At 54.2% G+C, this 19,051-nt stretch carries 16 protein-coding genes and 1 pseudogene; 14 read left to right on the top strand and 3 right to left on the bottom strand.

Annotated elements, in window-relative coordinates; translation table 11 throughout:
* Window positions 1-12: 12 nt before the first annotated feature.
* Complete coding sequence (locus ACTH5D_RS07055) at window positions 13-1,008, bottom strand: asparaginase (protein ID WP_441669636.1); 996 nt, start codon at window positions 1,006-1,008, stop codon at window positions 13-15.
* A gap of 219 nt (window positions 1,009-1,227) precedes the next feature.
* Here ACTH5D_RS07055 and ACTH5D_RS07050 point away from each other — a divergent pair, with 219 nt between their 5' ends.
* Both ACTH5D_RS07050 and ACTH5D_RS07045 read left to right on the top strand, forming a co-directional pair.
* Window positions 1,228-1,986, top strand: coding sequence for a FadR/GntR family transcriptional regulator (locus ACTH5D_RS07050; RefSeq protein WP_441669634.1), 759 nt, complete (start codon window positions 1,228-1,230; stop codon window positions 1,984-1,986).
* A gap of 439 nt (window positions 1,987-2,425) precedes the next feature.
* A complete protein-coding gene (locus ACTH5D_RS07045) occupies window positions 2,426-3,271 on the top strand; it encodes an alpha/beta fold hydrolase (RefSeq protein WP_441669632.1) in 846 nt (281 codons plus the stop codon).
* A 122-nt stretch (window positions 3,272-3,393) separates the two neighbouring features.
* On the opposite strand, the gene ACTH5D_RS07040 is transcribed toward ACTH5D_RS07045, so the two are convergent.
* Both ACTH5D_RS07040 and ACTH5D_RS07035 read right to left on the bottom strand, forming a co-directional pair.
* Window positions 3,394-3,579 (bottom strand): hypothetical protein, encoded by a 186-nt coding sequence (locus tag ACTH5D_RS07040; protein WP_441669630.1) that lies wholly within the window; start codon window positions 3,577-3,579, stop codon window positions 3,394-3,396.
* Between the two features lie 341 nt (window positions 3,580-3,920).
* Window positions 3,921-6,056, bottom strand: coding sequence for a PhoX family protein (locus ACTH5D_RS07035; protein WP_441669628.1), 2,136 nt, complete (start codon window positions 6,054-6,056; stop codon window positions 3,921-3,923).
* A 244-nt stretch (window positions 6,057-6,300) separates the two neighbouring features.
* On the opposite strand from ACTH5D_RS07035, the gene hemP reads away from it, so the two are divergent.
* From hemP to ACTH5D_RS06975, 12 genes and pseudogenes are all read left to right on the top strand, one after another.
* Window positions 6,301-6,480, top strand: a complete 180-nt coding sequence (gene hemP, locus ACTH5D_RS07030) for a hemin uptake protein HemP (protein WP_441669626.1) — start codon at window positions 6,301-6,303, stop codon at window positions 6,478-6,480.
* A gap of 107 nt (window positions 6,481-6,587) precedes the next feature.
* Window positions 6,588-8,564 carry a TonB-dependent receptor domain-containing protein gene (locus tag ACTH5D_RS07025; protein WP_441669624.1) on the top strand — a complete coding sequence of 659 codons (1,977 nt, stop codon included), beginning with the start codon at window positions 6,588-6,590 and terminating at the stop codon, window positions 8,562-8,564.
* Between the two features lie 60 nt (window positions 8,565-8,624).
* The gene (locus ACTH5D_RS07020) at window positions 8,625-9,677 is read left to right on the top strand and encodes a ChuX/HutX family heme-like substrate-binding protein (protein WP_441669622.1); all 1,053 of its coding nucleotides are present in this window, start codon (window positions 8,625-8,627) and stop codon (window positions 9,675-9,677) included.
* Complete coding sequence (locus ACTH5D_RS07015; protein WP_441669620.1) at window positions 9,674-10,576, top strand: heme/hemin ABC transporter substrate-binding protein; 903 nt, start codon at window positions 9,674-9,676, stop codon at window positions 10,574-10,576. Before ACTH5D_RS07020 ends, ACTH5D_RS07015 begins: the two co-directional genes overlap by 4 nt.
* Window positions 10,573-11,613 carry a FecCD family ABC transporter permease gene (locus ACTH5D_RS07010; protein WP_441669618.1) on the top strand — a complete coding sequence of 347 codons (1,041 nt, stop codon included), beginning with the start codon at window positions 10,573-10,575 and terminating at the stop codon, window positions 11,611-11,613. Before ACTH5D_RS07015 ends, ACTH5D_RS07010 begins: the two co-directional genes overlap by 4 nt.
* Window positions 11,614-11,666: 53 nt before the next feature.
* Window positions 11,667-12,368 (top strand): annotated as a pseudogene (locus ACTH5D_RS07005) (ATP-binding cassette domain-containing protein); the annotation flags it as partial.
* A gap of 31 nt (window positions 12,369-12,399) precedes the next feature.
* Complete coding sequence (locus tag ACTH5D_RS07000; RefSeq protein ID WP_441669616.1) at window positions 12,400-12,969, top strand: RNA polymerase sigma factor; 570 nt, start codon at window positions 12,400-12,402, stop codon at window positions 12,967-12,969.
* Window positions 12,970-12,973: 4 nt separating this feature from the next.
* The gene (locus tag ACTH5D_RS06995) at window positions 12,974-13,984 is read left to right on the top strand and encodes a FecR family protein (RefSeq protein WP_441669614.1); all 1,011 of its coding nucleotides are present in this window, start codon (window positions 12,974-12,976) and stop codon (window positions 13,982-13,984) included.
* A gap of 88 nt (window positions 13,985-14,072) precedes the next feature.
* Complete coding sequence (locus tag ACTH5D_RS06990; RefSeq protein WP_441669612.1) at window positions 14,073-14,675, top strand: biliverdin-producing heme oxygenase; 603 nt, start codon at window positions 14,073-14,075, stop codon at window positions 14,673-14,675.
* Window positions 14,676-14,737: 62 nt separating this feature from the next.
* Complete coding sequence (locus tag ACTH5D_RS06985) at window positions 14,738-15,001, top strand: hypothetical protein (RefSeq protein WP_441669610.1); 264 nt, start codon at window positions 14,738-14,740, stop codon at window positions 14,999-15,001.
* Between the two features lie 130 nt (window positions 15,002-15,131).
* On the top strand, window positions 15,132-18,173 hold the full coding sequence (locus ACTH5D_RS06980) for a TonB-dependent hemoglobin/transferrin/lactoferrin family receptor (RefSeq protein WP_441669608.1): 3,042 nt from the start codon (window positions 15,132-15,134) through the stop codon (window positions 18,171-18,173).
* Window positions 18,174-18,298: 125 nt separating this feature from the next.
* Window positions 18,299-18,877: a heme acquisition protein HasA gene (locus ACTH5D_RS06975; protein WP_441669606.1), complete on the top strand. Its 579-nt coding sequence runs from the start codon at window positions 18,299-18,301 to the stop codon at window positions 18,875-18,877.
* Window positions 18,878-19,051: the final 174 nt, after the last annotated feature.

Genomic DNA, 19,051 nt, shown 5'->3' with positions numbered 1-19,051 from the left:
GGCAGTGGCTGCTCACGCCATAATGCGCTCCATCGCATCCCCCAACGCTTCGCGCTGGGTACTACTCAGCAGCAGGGCAAGGGCAAGCCTTGCCTTACGTGCACTGATATCGTTAAGTGTTAGCACCCCAGCAGAGGCTAAATCTGCAAGGCTGCCACTAAATTCATAGCTAGTATTCACTGGCCCTTGAGCACAGCTGCTCACTATCGCGATAGGCACGCCCGAGTTAATCAGCTCTCTTATCGGGGTCATCCAGCTAGGTGGCACATGGCCACGGCCTAAGCCATCAATCACTACGGCTTTTGCCCCGCTTTCAACACAGGCTTTCAATAGCGCGGGGGAGGCATCTAAATAGGCGGGCAGTAGATCGACACGTGGTAACGGAAAGTCCCACCCCTCAATCGGAAGCGCTATCGGCATCGCCGCGTGATAAAGCTTTACCCGCTGCCCGTCGATATACCCCACAGGCCCCGTACCCGGCGCTTCAAAGCCGTTTAACTGAAAGCTGTTCACCTTGCTGACATAGCGCGCAGTAAATAATGATTCATTGAACACCACCACACAGCCGAGTTGACCGAGTTGGGGACTTGACGCCGCCACGATGGCATCGGAGAGATTTTTAAATGCGTCGGTGCCTAGCTGGTGTGGCGCCCGTTGGGAACCAGTGATCACGCAAGGTTTATCAATGGGCAGCGTCAGCGATAGGAAGTAAGCGGTCTCTTCTAAGGTATCGGTGCCATGAGTAATGACTAGGCCGTCGACATCTTCTCGATTTAACGCCTCCCTGCCGTGACGATAAAGCTCAGCGAGATCAGCGAGGGTGACAGCGTTGCTAGGCTTTTGCAGGATCGAACTCACCTCTAGTGTTACTTCAACGCCCTGAGGTAGCGCCACCTGCTCAAGTAAGTGCTCACCACTCAACGCTCCCGATTGGCTGCGCCCTGAATTGCTAGGCTTACTAGCAATAGTGCCGCCCGTGGTTAGCACTATAATGCGCTTTTTGGTCATTCAGATTCTCGCTTCAAAGTGCCTGGAATCACTTACATACCAGACATCAGATGTCTGATATCATGCTAGACCTAATAACGAGCCATAAGCAAGATGGGTGCATAAACCAAAATAAAATAAACATATTTCTTTTAAATATATGAGACCAAGTATCTTAAGCCGCTAGGCTTATGGCATTGATAGAATGCAATAAACACCGATGAGCCACGCGAGGCCCACATGAGTTTGAAACGCCAGTCCGAGACCACTTCCTCGAATAAGACATCTTTTGGGGATTCAATGGAGCGCAGTTCCGTCGCGCTGCAACTGCTAGAACGCATAAAAAGTGCTTTGATTCGCGGTGATTTAAAGCCAGGCGACTACTTACCATCAGAAACTGAATTGACCCACAGCTTAGGGATTGGGAAATCGAGCGTGCGGGAAGCCATCAAAATGCTGCAAGCAATAGGTATTGTGGAAGTCAAACGCGGCCAGGGGACGATGATTCGCCGCGAGCCAGGCACGCCTCTGGTCGACCCGATGGCGTTTGGAATGATTTTAGCGCGGGGCATGACACGGGACGTGCTGGAGTTTCGCCTTATGTTTGAACCAGCGTATACCCTTCAAGCTATGCATAGCGCAACGGCAGAGGATCATCAGCGTATTCAGCAGAGTATCGACGCGATGGAAGAGGCGATCAGTTCTGGCGCACAAACCTCGCGGCACGATATCGCGTTCCATCGCGCCATTTTGCACAGCACACATAACCCCATGACCATTCGAGTCGGTGAGACCTTGCTACAACTGATTGAAGCCGCACTGGAAACGTCGATGCGCTCACTGCCGGAAACCGCTTTAAAGGATCACAAAGCGATTTATAAAGCCTTAAAAGCAGGCGATAGCGCAGGTATTCATGCAGCCATTATGGTGAGTAGCGAAAGTTGGGAAACTACCCTTACCTATAACGGAGATAGCGAATTAAGTGCGCCGCCACGTTAACGCTGTTTTTACCACCCCCCACTCTTATATACGCACCCTAAACTTAATTAAACACTTCTCCCCAAACGAGGGAGAAGACTACGTTTTAAGCGCTATGGCCCTGCCTCAGTAAACTTGCCACCCCAACCTCTCCTTATAACAATGTCTTTCTTAACACAAAAAATACTCGATCACACACAGTGAAACCGTGTTGAATTAAAACGTTACCTATAAGATATCTCTTATATAGAAATAGCGAATTTCCTACAAATAAATAAGCTTTAACTTACATACATTCCAGCTTCCACCTACAACAATGAAGGATAAATAACAACGCACTAATAAATAAAACCTTACTTACGATATTCGTGATAGCTAATGGGACTGCTTTGGCTCAGCTACTCATACCAGCACGCTTGAGTTCACATCATCCAATATTCACATACCGTAGGGGAAGGAAATGAAAGCTGAATCCCAGGTCGTCATGATAGGCAAACACTGTGTTCATGTTGAACTCTATCAACAACCTCAAAACATTGAGAGTATTATTATGGTGAACGGGGCACTAGCAACGACCGCCTCCTTCACTAATTGTGTCAAATATTTAAGCAATAGTTTAAATGTCATTCTTTTCGACTTACCTTTTTCTGGCCAATCGAAACCGCACAACCCTGCCAGTGGAATTGTTACTAAAGAGGATGAAGTCAACATTCTTCTTGCCCTGATTGAGCGTTTTAAACCAACATCACTACTATCGGTTTCATGGGGTGGTTATGCCGCAATGATGGCGTTAGCTCAGTCACCCAGCTCTATAAAAAAAGCAGTTCTAGCGTCCTTTTCAACCCAGCTTAATAATGACATGCTGCGCTATATTAATGGTGCGCGTCACTGCATACAAGCTGGCGATGTCAAAACTGCCGCCCATCTTCTTAATGATGAAGTAGGCAAATACTTACCTCGCTTATTGAAACATATCAATTACCGCCACCTCTCAAGGTTAGATGAACAAGAGCTTCAACAGGTTTGCTTTCATATTGAGCAAATACTATCCATGCACGACACCGACTATGAACAGCTACTGGGTAATATTGAGATACCGACCCTTTTCGTTAATGGCAAGCTGGATGAATACACAACACCAAAAGATATTCTGATAGCCGACAAGTACATGCCTCAGTGCGCATTTGAGGTCGTGCCCAATGCCGGGCATTTTCTTGACCTCGAGCATACCGACGCACGTAAGGATATGGAAAAAATCCTTCGCGGCTTTTTGATTCCTAGCGAGCTTGAAAGGCAAGTGGCATAGTCTTTTCTTGTTCCAAATTACAGTACCCTGTTAAACAGCAGCGGAGCACTGTCATTCCACTCATGCCAACTCAAAAAGCCATGACGATGACGTAAATTAGCGGGAGGCTAAGAGGGCGCTTACTACCCCTCCCTGAATGTCTCCACCACGCGTTCAGCCAGCACTTCACTGGCATCGCCACTACCCGCTCGCTTGACGAGAGATACTTGGTAATCACCCAGGGGCGGTAGTGAACCGCTGCTTAGTCGTTTGAGCGGCGGTCGAATCAGGCTTTTTGGGTAAGCGGTGACGGCAAGATCAGCTAGCATAGCCGCTTCCTGACCGACACAATGATCGCAGGAGTAAGCGATTCGGTAATGAATGCCGGCATGATCCAGCGCGTTTAGCGCAATCCGTCGCCATATTCTGCCTTTATTGGCCTACGACGATCAGGTTCTGCTGGATATTGGGCACCACAGTGAAGATATTCTCTGGGCCGACCAACTCCCACTAAAGGTAGATGCCATTCACGCGTTAGAAGCAAGGCAGAAAAAACGACAAGCTCAGCAAGCTTAGAACAAAAAAAGCTTCGAACCCTGGAAATGGTTCGAAGCGTTTAATATCGCGCCTAATAATAGCGGTGGCGCCTGGTGCTCAGCGGCTACTTTTTTTAAACCGCTATCGGCCCGCCATCGCGTTTCTGGATAACAACGGTAGAAGCACGAGGGCGTACTTGGCCACTGGCAGCGACAGTGGCATCCGATGTCAGCGCGTTGCTATCAGCGGGCCAGTTGCCTGGGTGCTGAATATTAATAAACAACGCGGTTTTATCCGGCGTAGCAAAGATACCGGTGACTTCACTGCCATTAGGCCCTACCGCGAAACGCTTTAGCTGCTGCTGATTGCTATTGTTAATGACCGGGCCGGTGCCTTGGATATCGCCCAGCCCGTTAGGTACTACCGCAAGCAATTGATCGTTTGTATATTCCGTTAACCCGCCATAGCCATTATCGGTTTGAATCCAAAGAATCCCCTGGCCGTCACCACGCTCGTCGAACCACAGCCCATCGGGGCTCGCGAACTGGTTCATTTCGCTCAGGCCAGAGTGGTTATCCACATCGTTTGCCGCGGCACCAAACACAAACACCTCCCAAGTAAAGGCATTAGGCAACCGGCTTTCGCGCCAGCGGATAATATGCCCCGCTTCGTTATTGGCACGCGGATTGGACGCATTGATGGGCGCTGTGCCATAACCGACTCCTAACTGCTCAATGTCGTCACCGGTATTGGTAAACGTCGGCGTGGTTTCTTCGGCAGTACGCTGAGTATTATTGGTCAGCGTGAGGTACACCTCGCCTGATGCAGGATCGACAGCCGCCCATTCTGGCCGGTCCATTGGTGTTGCACCCATAAAATCCGCCGCATCACAGGTATTAATGATAATTCCTGCGTGGTCATCGTCTGCCAAGCCCAGCGCCACGGCTAGCGTGCGGCCATCCTGCGTTGTCGCATCAGGCGTCAGCGCTAGCCACTCACCACTGCCATCGGCATGGAAACGGGCCACATAAAGCGTGCCGCTATCCATATATCGACTACCGATAGCCAGGCGGTCGTATTCTTCGCCGGGGCGGTTGGCATCGGCGGGGTTCCATAGGGCGTCAGAGACGTACTTATAGACATACTCATTGCGCGAATCATGGCCAGAGTAGTAAACCACCGGCTGACCGGGTTCCAGCTTGCCCAGCCAGCAGCCTTCATGGCGAAAACGACCCAGTGCCGTGCGCTTAACGGCGAGCGCATCGCTATACGGATCCACTTCTACCTGATAGCCAAACGAGCGCGCCTCGTTGCGATAGTCGTCAGCCGCGTGCTCACCTCTTGGGGTAATATCGAAACGGCCAAACTCAGCGCTGTCTTCGCTGGCATCGCCTGCCGAGGTATCCCAGCCATAGCGGCTTTTATCGGTAGGAATACCGATGCGCGCATCGTCCTGGAAGCGTTCACCACGGTTAACAAAAATATCCGGCCAGTTCTCTTCGCAGGCAATATAGGTGCCCCAGGGAGTAACACCATTGCCACAGTTATTGTTGGTACCACGGGTCTGCATGCCCGACGGCGAAAACTGCGTTTTGACGTAGTCGCTGCCAGCGACAGGGCCTGCGATTTCCATCACCGTTGCGCTGGTAAAGCGGCGGTTATACGACGAGCCCGGCACATGCGCCCAGTGGCCGTTGGCATCTTTTTCAACCTCAACCATGGTGACACCATGGGCATTGATCTCGGTGCGTGACTCATCGGCGGGCCGCTTACCGCTTTCCGCATTCGTTGGACCACCCTGAGGTGCCCACAGCGCTTCTTGATCGATATATTCATTGTTAAGCGCCAGCACAAATCGACGCGAGGCGTTATCGGCATCCAGCGCAAACCCTGCCATGCCGTCATGGTTCATCCCCACGCTCGCAGCCTGGCGATCAGGCGTCATCGGCTGGTCAGACTGCCAGGTGTCGCCGGCGTTTAGCGGCGTACCCCAAGGCACTAGCACCTGTGCCACATAGCCTTCTGGCACCACTATCGCGTCAGTCAGTGAACCGTGTACGGCTTCAAACGCCAGCGTCAGCGGTGTTTTTTGCGTGCCGTTTGAGGCAAGCGCCTGAGCGGCGCCACCAAAACTAAGCATTGAGGCCGCCGCCATGCTTAAGCCGCCACGCATCACATCGCGTCGAGATACATGTTTTGCTAATACGGCTGCGAACGGTTTATTGCGGCTTGGGTTAAGCAGACGATGATCTTCGATCTCTTTACTCATGTTGGGTCTCCCTCGTATCGTTTTAAGCTAACGATTGAATTTCAAGAGACTCTAGCTAAGCAAAATGACAGCGTGATGACGGTCTGCCTACCTGTATATAGGTAAATTAAAGACACCTTTTCGCGCAGTTGCTGCCATTAGCCGCATGACGACAAGCGTTTACCATCCAAAGCCTATTGAGCGGCATTCTCAACTCTGTTAAATTAACGCTAATAGTTATCATTAACACAGAGGTCATTATCGCATGCAGTTTCCCGACAAGGGCGCTGAGCAACGCCATGCACCAGTAGTGGCGCCTATCGTGGCGCGTGAAGTGGATAGTAAAGAGCTGCTGGGCAGCGCTGGCCAGCTGATTATTCATCATGAACAAAGACGCTATATCTTGCGGCGCACCAAAAGCGGCAAGTTAATCCTTAACGCATAAGCACACCCTAATTTTAAAACTAATACAGCAACAGCCAGCCATATTGCAGCCTGACTGCACTCAGCCAGCGATGTCTTCCACCTCTCTTTGTTGGAACTATCCGGCTCATGAAATACACATGTGCATTCAGCGGCCTTTGCCTCACTCTTTTCCCTTTACTCGCCGCCTTTGCAGGCGATGCCGAACTTAATCCAGTCACGGTGACGGGCACTCGCACGCCGACGGACCTCTCTCGGGCACCGCTGATTATCGATATCATTAACCGCAATGATGCGGTGATGACGACGGCTAGCCGAGTGGAAGACATCCTTAGCCGCCAGCCGGGCCTGCATGTCGCTGGCCAGGGACGCCGCAACGGCCAAACACTGAGCATGCGTGGCTTTGGTAGCAACGGTGTACTGGTGCGACTAGATGGGGTTCGTCAGGACATTTCTACGGGCCACATTGGCAACTTCTTTCTTGACCCTGGCTTAATTCAGGAAGTACAGGTAGCCCGCGGCGCCCTCTCCAGTTTATACGGCAGCAATGCGATGGGGGGTGTGGTTAGTTTTACCAGCGTGGAAGCCGATGACCTGCTGGCACCTGGCGAAGATAGCGGCGTACGCTTATCAATAGGCGGTGCCACTGCCAGCGATGAATTACGCGGCAGCCTAACGGCCTTTGGCCGCCGCGATACCACCAACGGCAAGGTGGATGGCTTATTTTCAGTCGGCCGCAGTGAGTCAGGCGATATTCGCCGCGCCGGAGGCGATCAAGCAGAGGAAGACGCCACCCTCAACAGCCTACTGTTAAAAGGCGGTTGGGAGCCCAGCGACGACCAGCGGGTATTTATCAGTTGGCAACATTACGACGAGCGCGCAACCCAACCTGCCAACCCTCAGCAGCTTTCAACAGATGCCAGCAGCCCACTGCGTGACCGCGATGTTGAGAGCAATAACGTGCAGCTTGGCCATCGCTGGCAGCCTGGCGTCGCGACCGAGATCACCTCGCGGCTTACCTTTAGCCAGCAGGATATTGATGAGCCTCAGGCCAGCCGCTCATTAGAACGTATCGGCTTGCAAAGCGATGGCTATCATCGCATGGATCACGGCTGGCTCTCCCAAACGCTGGTATTCGGCGCCGAACTGGAACAGGCCCGTCAGCGCCCGGAGGGCGAAGCCAACGGCTTCCCAAAAGCCGATATTGACACCCAAGCCGCGTATTTAGACACCACGCTAACGGCGGGGCGCTATTTATCTGATGGCGGCGCTGGTCAGTTTGATGTTGGTTTGGGTGCGCGCTACGACCGCTACGACGCTACCGGGCAAGATGATGGTGACAGTGCCCATGATCAAGTATCGCCACGCTTTCGCCTAGCCTGGCGTCCTGATGATGCGCTGATGCTGTTCTCTGGCTACGCCGAGGCTTTCCGCGCGCCTAGTCTTTCCGAACTTTACGCCAATGAGCGCCATTTTGCCGGTTTCTGCGCCGGGCCATTTTTCTGCACCCCGGACAACTACTGGATACCCAACCCTAATCTGTCCCCCGAAACCAGCAGCACGTGGGAAAGCGGCGTGGTCTGGCACCAGGGCGATTGGCAGGTACGCGCCAGCTATTTCGATACCCGCGCGGACGACTTTATCGACACTCAGGTCGACATTATGGCGGGTACAACCCAGGCGGTGAACATTCAACGTGCTCAGCTATGGGGCTATGACGCCCGCGTGACATGGCAGCCCAGCGCCCTCCCATCACTGACCAGTTTTGCCGGCCTTTCGGAAGTCTCCGGCAAAGACCGCGACTCTGGCGACCCACTGGGCAGCCAAACACCGCTAGAAGCAACGTTGGGCAGTGAGCTGGCGCTCTATGGCAGCCATATTCGCCTAGGTTGGCAAAGCCGATTCGCTCCATCCTTCGACAAACAGGGCGACGATGAGCGCCTACCTGGCTACGGCCTTCACGATGTGCATCTTGCCTGGCATCTTACCCCGGCCATTGACACCTCGCTGCGGCTCGCCAATGCAGGCGACAAAGTGTGGTACCGCCCCGATGGCAGTCTAGGCGATGGGCGCAGCCTGTTCGCGACGCTCAACTGGCAGTGGTAACCAAGATAATCATCAACCCACTCAGTGACCTATGTTCAGTGACCTATGCAGAGGTAAGTCATGATTGAGTCTCAACAAATCGCTATTTCCGAAGCTTTCGACGCGGCGCGAGCGGCCCAGCCACGGCTACCCGCGATTGACATTGCCGAGCGCTTAGCAATCAGCGAAGGCGAACTCCAGGCCGCCCGCCTCGGGCGCGATGTGTGGACGCTACCCTTAGCACCGAATGAGCTTGCCGCTTACCTGCCCCAGCTGGGCTGTGTTAAAGCGCTCACCCGCTCTCGCTTAGCAGTACTCGAGCAAAACGGCGATTACCCTGAGCTAAACGGCGGGCCGCAAACGGGGCTGTTGCTTGGTCCCGGCGGCCTAGATCTAAGACTGCTCTATTCCCACTGGCACTGGGCCTGCTTAATTCGGGACACGATGCCGCCACTCGAAGGCAAAGAGACATGGCGCTGGAGCATTCAGGTGTTTGATCGCCATGGCCGCGCTATCCACAAATGCTTTGCCCTCGAAAACCCACTGCCGCGATCTTGGGGCGAACTAATGGCCATGGGCAATAGAGATTCACCCGCGTTTACCCAGTTGGCACCACGCATACCGCGACCGCTTCCCGACGCGCCCACTCTCGCCAGCGAGTGGAGCGCGATGCGCGATGTCCACCAATTTTTCACGCTACTGCGACGGCATCAATTGGAGCGTATCGAGGCCAACACTCTAATGGAAGGTCGTTTCACCCGAGCCTTGCCTACCCATGCATTGGAAGCATTGCTAACTCAGGCGAGCCAACAGGCGTTGCCGCTGATGCTCTTTGTGGCAAGCCCCGGCTGCGTGCAGATACGTACGGGCATCGTCCCCCCTCCGCAGCGCGCCCGCGGTTGGCTGAACTTATTTGGCGATCAATTCACCCTGCACATTGATGACACGGCGATTAATCACATCTGGCAAGTCAGTAAACCCAATCGTGACGGCGGCGTTACCAGCATTGAGGCCTTCGATAAAGACGGTGCACTCGCATTACAGATTTATGCCGAGCGCCAAGAGGGGCAGCCAGAAAGACGCGAATGGCGGCAACTCCTTAACGCTTTAGAAAGTTGCGAGGAGGTTGCATGATTCAGCCCCGCTGGACCTCACGTTTATTAGGCGCGATGGCTTTGGGGTTGATGCTGGTCAGCATGCCGCTAGCCCATGCAGAAGAGCGTGCTGCGGCTCACGAGCGCTGGGTAGTCCTCGGTGGTGATATCGCCGAAACACTGACAGCACTGGGTGCCGATGCCAACGTGATCGCTCGCGACGATACCGTCCTTTATCCCCCGGCAATGGCCGATTTACCTTCGGTTGGTTACTTACGCCAGCTCTCAGCGGAAAGCGTACTGTCGGTTCAGCCTGACCGCGTGCTGGCCGCCGAGCATGCCGGCCCGAAAGAAGTGCTGGAACAGCTGACAGCAGTGGGGATAACGATCGATATTATTGCAGCCCCCAACACGCTAGAGGCTATCCCTGCCAAGGTCCGTGCGGTGGCACACCAGACTAATCGTCAACGCGAGGGAGAGCGGTTAGCAGTGTCTTTAACCGCGAAGCTGGAACGCCTAGCCGCGCTGCCCCCACTGCCACCGACCCGTGCCATGTTTGTGATGCAACATAGCGGTCTGACGCCTAGGGTCGCGGGAAGCGGCACGGCAGCCCATACCGCCTTAGAAGCCGTTGGGCTAGAAAACGCGTTTGCAGCCATGCAGGGCTATCACAACGTGGGCGCCGAAGCGTTGGCGAAAGAGGCCCCCGAGCTGATGATTATGTCGCAGCGTGGATTAGATGCGCTGGGTGGCGAAACGGCGCTATGGCAGTTACCGGGAATGGCATTAACGCCAGCGCGCCATGCTCAGCGCTTGATACTCATTGATGACCAGGCGCTGCTCGGCTTTGGCCCCCGTGCGCCGGATCAACTACTCGCGCTGCGCCAGCAGGTAGAGGCGTTATTAACCGCGCCAACGACCGCGCGGACTAATCAATGAGCATTAGCCTAAGCACGCACCGCCCTCATGCTTGGCTGCCGGCCAGCCGCGCGCCGCGCATTCTTATCGGCTTAACCATCGCGCTGATCATCGCCTTAATGTGGGGCGCGGCCTCAGGCGCACTAGGCATTTCTCCCCGGGCGCTTATGCGTAGTAGCGCCAGTGAACTCAGCGTGCAGGTGTGGTGGCAGTTGCGCTTACCCCGGCTGCTGCTAGGCGTTGCCGTTGGTGCCATGCTAGCTGGCAGCGGCGCCGCCATGCAGGGCTTGTTTCGCAACCCGCTGGCCGATCCGACTCTACTCGGCCTTGCCAGCGGTGCGGGGCTATTTGTCGCGGTATGGATTGTGCTCTTTCAAGACAACGGAGCAGGCAGCCTTTACGGTCAGTTTGCGGCAGGCTTTCTAGGCGCCCTCTGCGTCTGTTTGATTGTATTTGGCTTAGCCAAGCGCCAAGGTGGCGGTAGTGCTGCCGTGATGACCCTGCTGCTGGCAGGCTTAGCCATCAATACTCTGGCCGGGGCGGGGGGCGGAGTTTTAGCCTTTATCGCCAGCGATGAGCAGCTACGCCAGCTTAGTTTATGGGGAATGGGTACGCTCACTAATGCTCTGTGGCGTACGACGGCCTTAGCCCTGGTACTCATTGTCTTTGCCCTATGGCTATTAATACGCAGTGCCGATGAACTCGACCTGCTCCAGCTAGGCGAATCTACCGCCCATGCGGCTGGCCTGGATGCAACCCGTCTAAAACGCCGAGTCGTTGTTGCTACCTCCTTAGGAGTAGGACTTTGCGTGGCGCTCACCGGGGTAATTGGCTTTCTCGGCCTGCTGGTGCCCCACTGCTTAAGGCTGTGGCTAGGGCCTGGCCATCGGTTGCTGCTGCCCGCCTCAATGTTGGGCGGCGCGCTGTTGTTAGTCGTGGCCGACACCTTAGCCCGTACCATTGCAGCACCTGCGGAAATTCCCGTTGGACTGCTTACCAGCCTGCTGGGCGGCCCCTATTTCCTGTACCTCCTGATGCGCAGGAGCCGAGCATGCTAACGCTACACCAGGCCGGGTTAACGGCCACGCCTGCTATCACTCCTCTGGATGGAACTGTTCGCCCCGGCGAACTACTCGCCATTGTTGGCCCTAACGGCGCGGGCAAAAGCACGCTACTCAGCATGCTGTCGGGGTTTCGCCCTGCTGAGCAAGGCGAACTACAGCTGGATGGAAAACCCCTGAATGAGTGGCCAATCACTGAACTTGCCAACCGACGGGCGCTGGTTGCCCAACAGGAGCTTCCAGGCTTTGATTGGCACACTGAGGAGCTGTTGAGTCTTGGTAGTCACCCAACTCAATCACTGGTGGCTGAGTTACTGGATAACTTAGACCTGACCCATCTTGCCAAGCGCAGCGTACTCTCACTTTCCGGCGGCGAACGCCAACGGCTAATGATCGCACGGGGCGCCTGCCAACTGCTCTCAAGGCGTGCTCCAACGGCTAAAGATGGTGGTCTTTTATTACTCGACGAACCGACGAGCGCGTTGGATATCGGCCAGCAGCAGCGCCTAATGCGCCAACTACGCTTTTGGGCAGAGCAACACCGTATGGCGATTGTTAGCGTCTTACACGACCTTAACCTCGCCAGTACCTACGCCGACCGAGTATGGCTGCTACACCAAGGGAAGCGTATTGCCCATGGCTTGCCCAACCGCGTGCTTAATCCCAACGCCATTGCAAAGGTTTACGCCGCCGAACTGCACTGCATTGAGGGCGCCACCCAAGACAAGCCCCTACTCTTCCTAGCGCCTTAATTGTACTGCCAGGGAACATACGAATACTGCTATGAGCAAGCCACCTTCGTCACTGCTGCATATGTTCTTGAACGAACGCCAACGCCTTGTCAAACGGCTTAGGCAAGTGGTCGGCAGTGCTAGCGAAGCAGAAGACCTTGCTCAGGAAACGTTCTTGAAACTCTGGCAGCGCCCTACTACTGATGCCGACACACCGGGACTACTACACCGCACAGCACATAATTTGGCGCTGGATTATCTGCGAGCTCAGGCGGTACGTCAGCGTCATCATGAACAGGAACTGCACAATAGCACTGAATACCGTCCCCAGGATCCCAGCCCAGAAAAGCTGGCGACAACATTACAGCAGTGGCAACGGTTGATAATGCAGTTAGACACCCTACCTGGACGAGCCAAGAAGGTTTTTCTTCTTAACCGCGTCGAAGGGGAAACCTATACGGCAATCGCTGACCGCTTGGGTATTTCTATTAGCACCGTCGAAAAAGACATGATGCGGGCGATGCGCCTATGCCGACAGTGGCAACAACAAACGAAAGATGAGGAAGAACGGCGCGTTAAACGTTATACCCATAATAATACGACGCACTCGCAAAAGAGGTAATACCGTGAAGACATCATCAACTGCCTCTGGAGAGCCAGATTACTCACCTCTTTTTGATGACGACACGCTTGATATTGCGCTTAGCTGGCATCTACGTCTCAAGGACGCCAGTGCCACTGCCCAGGATCGTCTGGACTTCCAAACGTGGGTAAGCGCTTGTAACAGCCATAAAGCAGCTTATCAAGAAGCTATTCAACTCTGGGATGACATTGAAGTCCCCGCGCAACTGTTTTACCAGTATCACCCCGTACATAAGCCACGCCCAAGGCAGACCGCACCGAGCAACCGGCTAGGGTGGGCAGTTACGGCAGTCGTCATGCTAACCATGGTTCTGAGCTTCGAGCTCTGGCGCGACCCGGCACGTCTGGATCGCTGGATGGCTGATATAGCCACTTCATCAGGTAAAGCACAACAGGTGGTGCTGGAAGATGGTTCATCACTCTTTCTAGATGGCAACAGTGCACTTGATATCGCCCTGGACGAGTCTCAGCGTGAATTGACACTAAGGCGTGGGCGGCTATGGATTGATGCCGCCCGAGACCCACAGCGGCCGCTGCACCTGAATGCAGGTGATACATCGGTAAGCGTGCTGGGTACGCATTTTGCTGTTAGCCGTTTTCACTCCCGAGTCACTATCACTGTTGGTGAAGGCCAAGTCGCCGTCCGCGATGCCTATCAAAACCAAGCTCTGTTGACATCTGGCCAGCAGCTTGTCGTGGACAACGGAAAGCTCGGGGAAACTCAGGAAATAGATACCCACCTGGCCCTAGCCTGGAAAGAGGGCAGGATTATCTTCGACCAAGCAGGTATTGACGACATCGTTGAGCAGCTCGAACGCTTACTGCCAGATCGAGTATTTTTTAACGCCCAGGATTTTGCTGACCTGAGCTTCTCAGGCAGCTTCTCTACCGGCCACCCCCACATAATACTCGAAGCATTAACAAACCTATCAGCCATCGAGGCTCACCACCTACCCGGCAATATGATGTGGTTACGTTCCGCGAGCGCAGGCTAATGAACAGCCCTTGTGCTCACCAGAGGAAAAGGGCAAACCCGCTTTAACGCCCTTTCATTGTTATCTACCCACTGTCCGCGAGTGCCTTATGGAAGCCATACTGAACCAAGCAAAGCCAGCAAGCACGCTACCACTTAGCAAGCAGCTTAAACTCTCCACCCACGCAGCCCATGAGCGTGTTGATAAAGCCATTATGGCGCTCTCCCCATTTGCCAACCTCGATGGCTACAAACGGTTTCTCACCGTTCAATACCAATTCCAGCACCACACCGCCCCACTCTATGAGCAGGCGGATCTCTGTAAGTGGCTGGAACGACTTGAGCAACGCTGCCGTTTTAGCGTAGTAAAGCTTGATGCCAAAGATCTATCAATTAATGAGGATGAGCTAAAGATAAGCCTCGTTTCACCTCCGACTATCGATTCTCTGGCAGCCGCGCTGGGCTGGCTTTATGTCAATGAAGGCTCAAACCTTGGCGCGGCGTTCCTGCTCAAGTATGCAACTCAATTGGGATTATCGGCCAACTTTGGTGCTCGCCACCTTGCACCCAGCGATTCAGGTCGTGGGCTGCACTGGAGATACTTTATTGCTCAGTTAGATGCCGTCCCGTTATCAAGCGAGCAGGAAGGTCAGGCCCTTCAAGGCGCCCGTGATGCATTTACATTCGTCGAAGCATTGGCGCTGAATAATTGATAAGAACCTGCAACCTATCATCAGCGCCTGATTTCACATGTATAAAAACCAGGGGAACATCAATGAATGACGCGATGCTGTACCACAAACCCAAGCTGCGTACCCGCTGCTTGCCTGCCGCAATGCTGCTGCTCAACTGGTGGGCTGCACTCTTATGCATCATCACCTTGCTAGCTTTATGCGGCGGCACGCTCTACGGGCTAATGATCGAAACCAACGGAATATGGATGCCAATGTTACTTTCCATCATCGCTGGCTCCTTGCTGCACAGCGTCATCATCGTTATTGCGCTATCTATTTCCGTGTCAGCCGATCCTGCTTCCTGAGATCAATAAAACCTATCGCAAGACTCCCGAACCGATAATTATTGCTTTTTTTGATGAGGGAAACCCCAGCCTCAAACGTTAATGCTTATACAAACGATTATTATTAGCATAAAAAAGGGGCATTACGTTCATGCACGTCAAGGGTTTCCCACTCAAGCCGCTTGAGGCAAGTCTTAAGCCTAAGCGTCGACCTACCTTTAGGTATACCACAACCGCTATTATGCTGGGCTTGTTGGCCACGCAGGCACAGGCCCAGCCCTCTGTACCGGCCTCATCCGATGCGACGCAGCAAAACCCTTTACAGCAGCGTTACACGTTCGACCTGCCCGAGCAGCACCTGCTCTACTCGCTGGGTGAATTTACCGCCACCACACAGATTGCCGTCATCCGTCAGGATGGCCAGCCTATCGACGGTACCGCACCGGCCCTACACGGCGAAATGACTGCCGATGAAGCACTTCGCACACTCCTAGCCGACTCGTCACTCACCCTTTCATACCGCAATGACAGAACGGCGGAACTGCTAGCACAAGCCACCTCGACCACCGTGGGTAATCAAACAACGTTCAGCCCCCTAACAGTAACGGCTAACCGTATTGGCGACGACTGGATCTATCACGAGCCCCGTTCGGTGAGTGTTATCAGCCGCGAGCAGATTGATCGCACACCGCCCCGTCATGCCGCCGATATGCTCCAGGAAACGCCGGGCGTTTATAGCGCGGTCAATGCGCAAGACCCAGGGCTGTCGGTCAACATCCGTGGTATGCAAGACTTTGGGCGCGTCAATATGATGGTTGATGGCATGCGCCAGAACTTCAACGAGAACGGCCACCAGCAGCGCAACGGCACCATGTATGTCGACTCCGAGTTATTGTCGGATGTCGTCATTGAGAAAGGCGCCAGTACGGGGGTACATGGCGCGGGCGCCATCGCTGGTAGTGCCAACTTCCGCACCATCGATGTAGATGATGTTCTTTTACCGGGTAAAGATATCGGCGTGCGCTTACGCGGCATGACCGGCGTAGGTGGCGAAGGCAATGGAGTCAACTTTATTGGTAGCGCGGCTGTGGCCGGGCGCCTTGGCGATCGCTGGGAACTACTGGCGGCGCGCAGCAACCGTAATTTCGGCGAATATACGCCTGGGCGTCGGCGCCCCAACTATGACTTCCTGACGGTAGGTGTTCAGGATGAGTTTCACCAGCAGATAGAGCAAGACGTCGAACGGGTCAGATTTACGGATAACGAACAAGATTCAAACCTGTTCAAGGCAAGTTTTCATATCAATGATGATCAGTCACTGACGTTCTCTTACCTGGGTACTGAACTCTCCTACAACAATGTCTCTGATCGCCAGATCACAAATCCGGCCACTGGAGAAGTTAGGGATGGCGATGACGCTTGGCGGCGCTTTGGCGACGCCAGCACGACGTCCGACTCGGTCAGCCTGCGCTATAACCTTAACCCCTCCTCCCCTCTGCTTAACCTGGAGGCTAACGCCTACTTCGTTTCAACAGAAGGGCAGCGTTATACCGAAGCTGGCCGGCCCGTGGTGCAAAACGGCACCGATATGACCGAGCTTTACTGGATGATAGGCGTCTGCGAAGCCAATCCGGTTCAGGACATGTACTACAACGCCTGCCGGGCGGGTCTGGATAACAATAACCGCACTCAAATCGATACCTACGGCTTTACGCTGGAAAACACTGCGCACTTTTCACTAAGTGGCATGGACGGTTTCTCCTCTAACCACGGTATTGAGTATTTTATTGATAAGGGCGAGTCCACCACCACACAGGAGCGTGGCGGACGCCAGTTGGCCTCGACCGACAACACCATGCAGCCCAGCGGAGAGCGCAGTATTGCCAGCGCCTTTGGCAATCTGCAGTGGGAAAACAAGACCTTTACCCTGGCGGCAGGGCTTCGTTACGACTACTACAAGCTTGATGGATCCACCAAGTTGCCTGGCGCGGAATGGACTTATCGTGACCGCTATGCCATGGCTTCGCGGTACGCAGAGAATCAGTTGGCAAATCGAACCAGAAATTGTCATAACCCCTCCCCCGGTTCAAGTGAGCGCTCGATACAGAGGGCTTGCGATAGCATTGCTGCTTATGAAGGCTACGCCAACGACCCAACCACTTTCCCCAACTATGAGACAAGCGGCCATTTCAATCCGATGTGGCTCTCGGAAACCGTGATGCAAGATTATGACGTTGATAACAGCATGGACAAACTTCTGCCAACGCTATCCGCAGCCTACCGCCCCAATGAGAACGTTGAGCTGTTTGCCAACTGGGGCCGCGGCTGGCGGCCACCCTCACTTACCGAAACACTTATGCAGGGCAGCCACCCGGGTGATCCTTTTGCGGTAATGTTCCCCAACCCCCATGCCCAGCCCGAGACCTCACGCAGCTGGGATGTGGGCGCCAACTTTATTGCCCAGGATCTGTTTAAGGATGGGGATCGTTTCTTCAGCAAGCTCTCCTACTACGACACCCGGGTAGACAACTACCTGATCACTTCCATGGTTAACGTGATGCCAGGACAGGTAGGGGGATTAGGCCACACCATGTTCGTGCCCAACCTGCTACCGATGAACTTCCGTGGTTTAGAGCTGGAGATCGATTACGACGCTGAAAATTGGTATACCCAAGCTAACTACACCCATGTTCTGGGTAGCGATAATCAATTCTGCCAAAAGGTCTACCCACTAGGCAGCGGCAATATCCGCGAGGATATGCCAGATGAGAACGGCAACTACTCTGACGCCCACTACGAAGCCATCGAGGCAGGCTACGACTCTTATGAAGCCATGAGAGATGACCTGACCTATTGCGGCATCGATGTCATCGGTATGAACAGCGCCCGGCAATTGCCCATGGATCGCGGCAGCCTGGTATTTGGCACCCGCTGGTTAGATCAGCGCCTGGATGTGGGCACGCGTCTTAACTACAGCGCTGCAGGCGGCCCGGAGGACTTCGACTTTGACCTGTGGCCCAGCTATGTCACCTGGGATCTGTTTGCCAGCTACCAAGTCAACCCCAACCTGTTATTGCGCGCCACCATGCTTAACGTACGCGATCGTAACTACGTCACCGGCTACTCGGATATTTTCTCCAAGAGCTACGGAGCAGGTCGTACCTTGATGGCAGGGGCGGAACTACGTTTTTAACTTCATGGCAGTGCGAAGGCGCTGCCCAAGAACATGCCCGCCCAGCGGGTATGCAGGGCAGATAACCCACGTTATCTGCCAATCACGGCCTCAAGGCCAGCATTGATAAAGTAAGGAGACTGAAGATGTCTATTAGCTATACTTACGATGAAACTTGGTTCCCCATCGATTTCACTTCCGGGACTCTGGAAAGCCTACTACTTGAATTTCAGGAGTCTGGCGCACCCGGCGAGCACGACGATAGCAACCCAGGCGGTATCAATACAGGCGGATTCTATACCAATGGATTCAACTCAGGTCTTGCGGGCGATACCTACGCCATGGCTAACGCTGGAGGCGACTTTGCTTTCTCAGCCACAGGCACCCTCTCATATAACTTCGCTGATCATGCGCTGACTGGCACCCTGGAGAGCGTTACGCTGGGTTCCTTCCTCAACGACGACGGCACGGTAACGAACGACTTCATTACCTTCACCTTCGACGACCCCATCGTTGCCAGCCATGACGATCGTGGTAACGAAGTGCACGACATCATCTGGGGCCTGATGAACGGCTCAGTAGAAGGCTTCAACGATAGCGCCAACACTGGCACCAATGGCGGCTTGCTGGCGGTGTTTGAAGACGCGGGTATCGCCGGCGATGCCATTCCGGCATCTGTCACCGGCGTTGCTGCCAGCGACTTCGACTTCGCCCTGGCGGCGTGAGCAACGCCATCGCTATAACTATCTAATAAAAGCTATCTAATAAAAAAGGCAAGGGGAATCCCCTTGCCGCAACATTCGAACACCGCACCACGGGCTTTGCGCCTGGGGTGCGGTGCCTGGGCATTCTCGCCCGATGAGACGAGAAGTCAAGCAGAGACGTGACCAAAGCACTAA

This window comes from Halomonas sp. (assembly GCF_052095695.1).
Lineage (GTDB): Bacteria > Pseudomonadota > Gammaproteobacteria > Pseudomonadales > Halomonadaceae > Vreelandella.
This window is presented reverse-complemented; position numbering and strand designations above follow the sequence as displayed.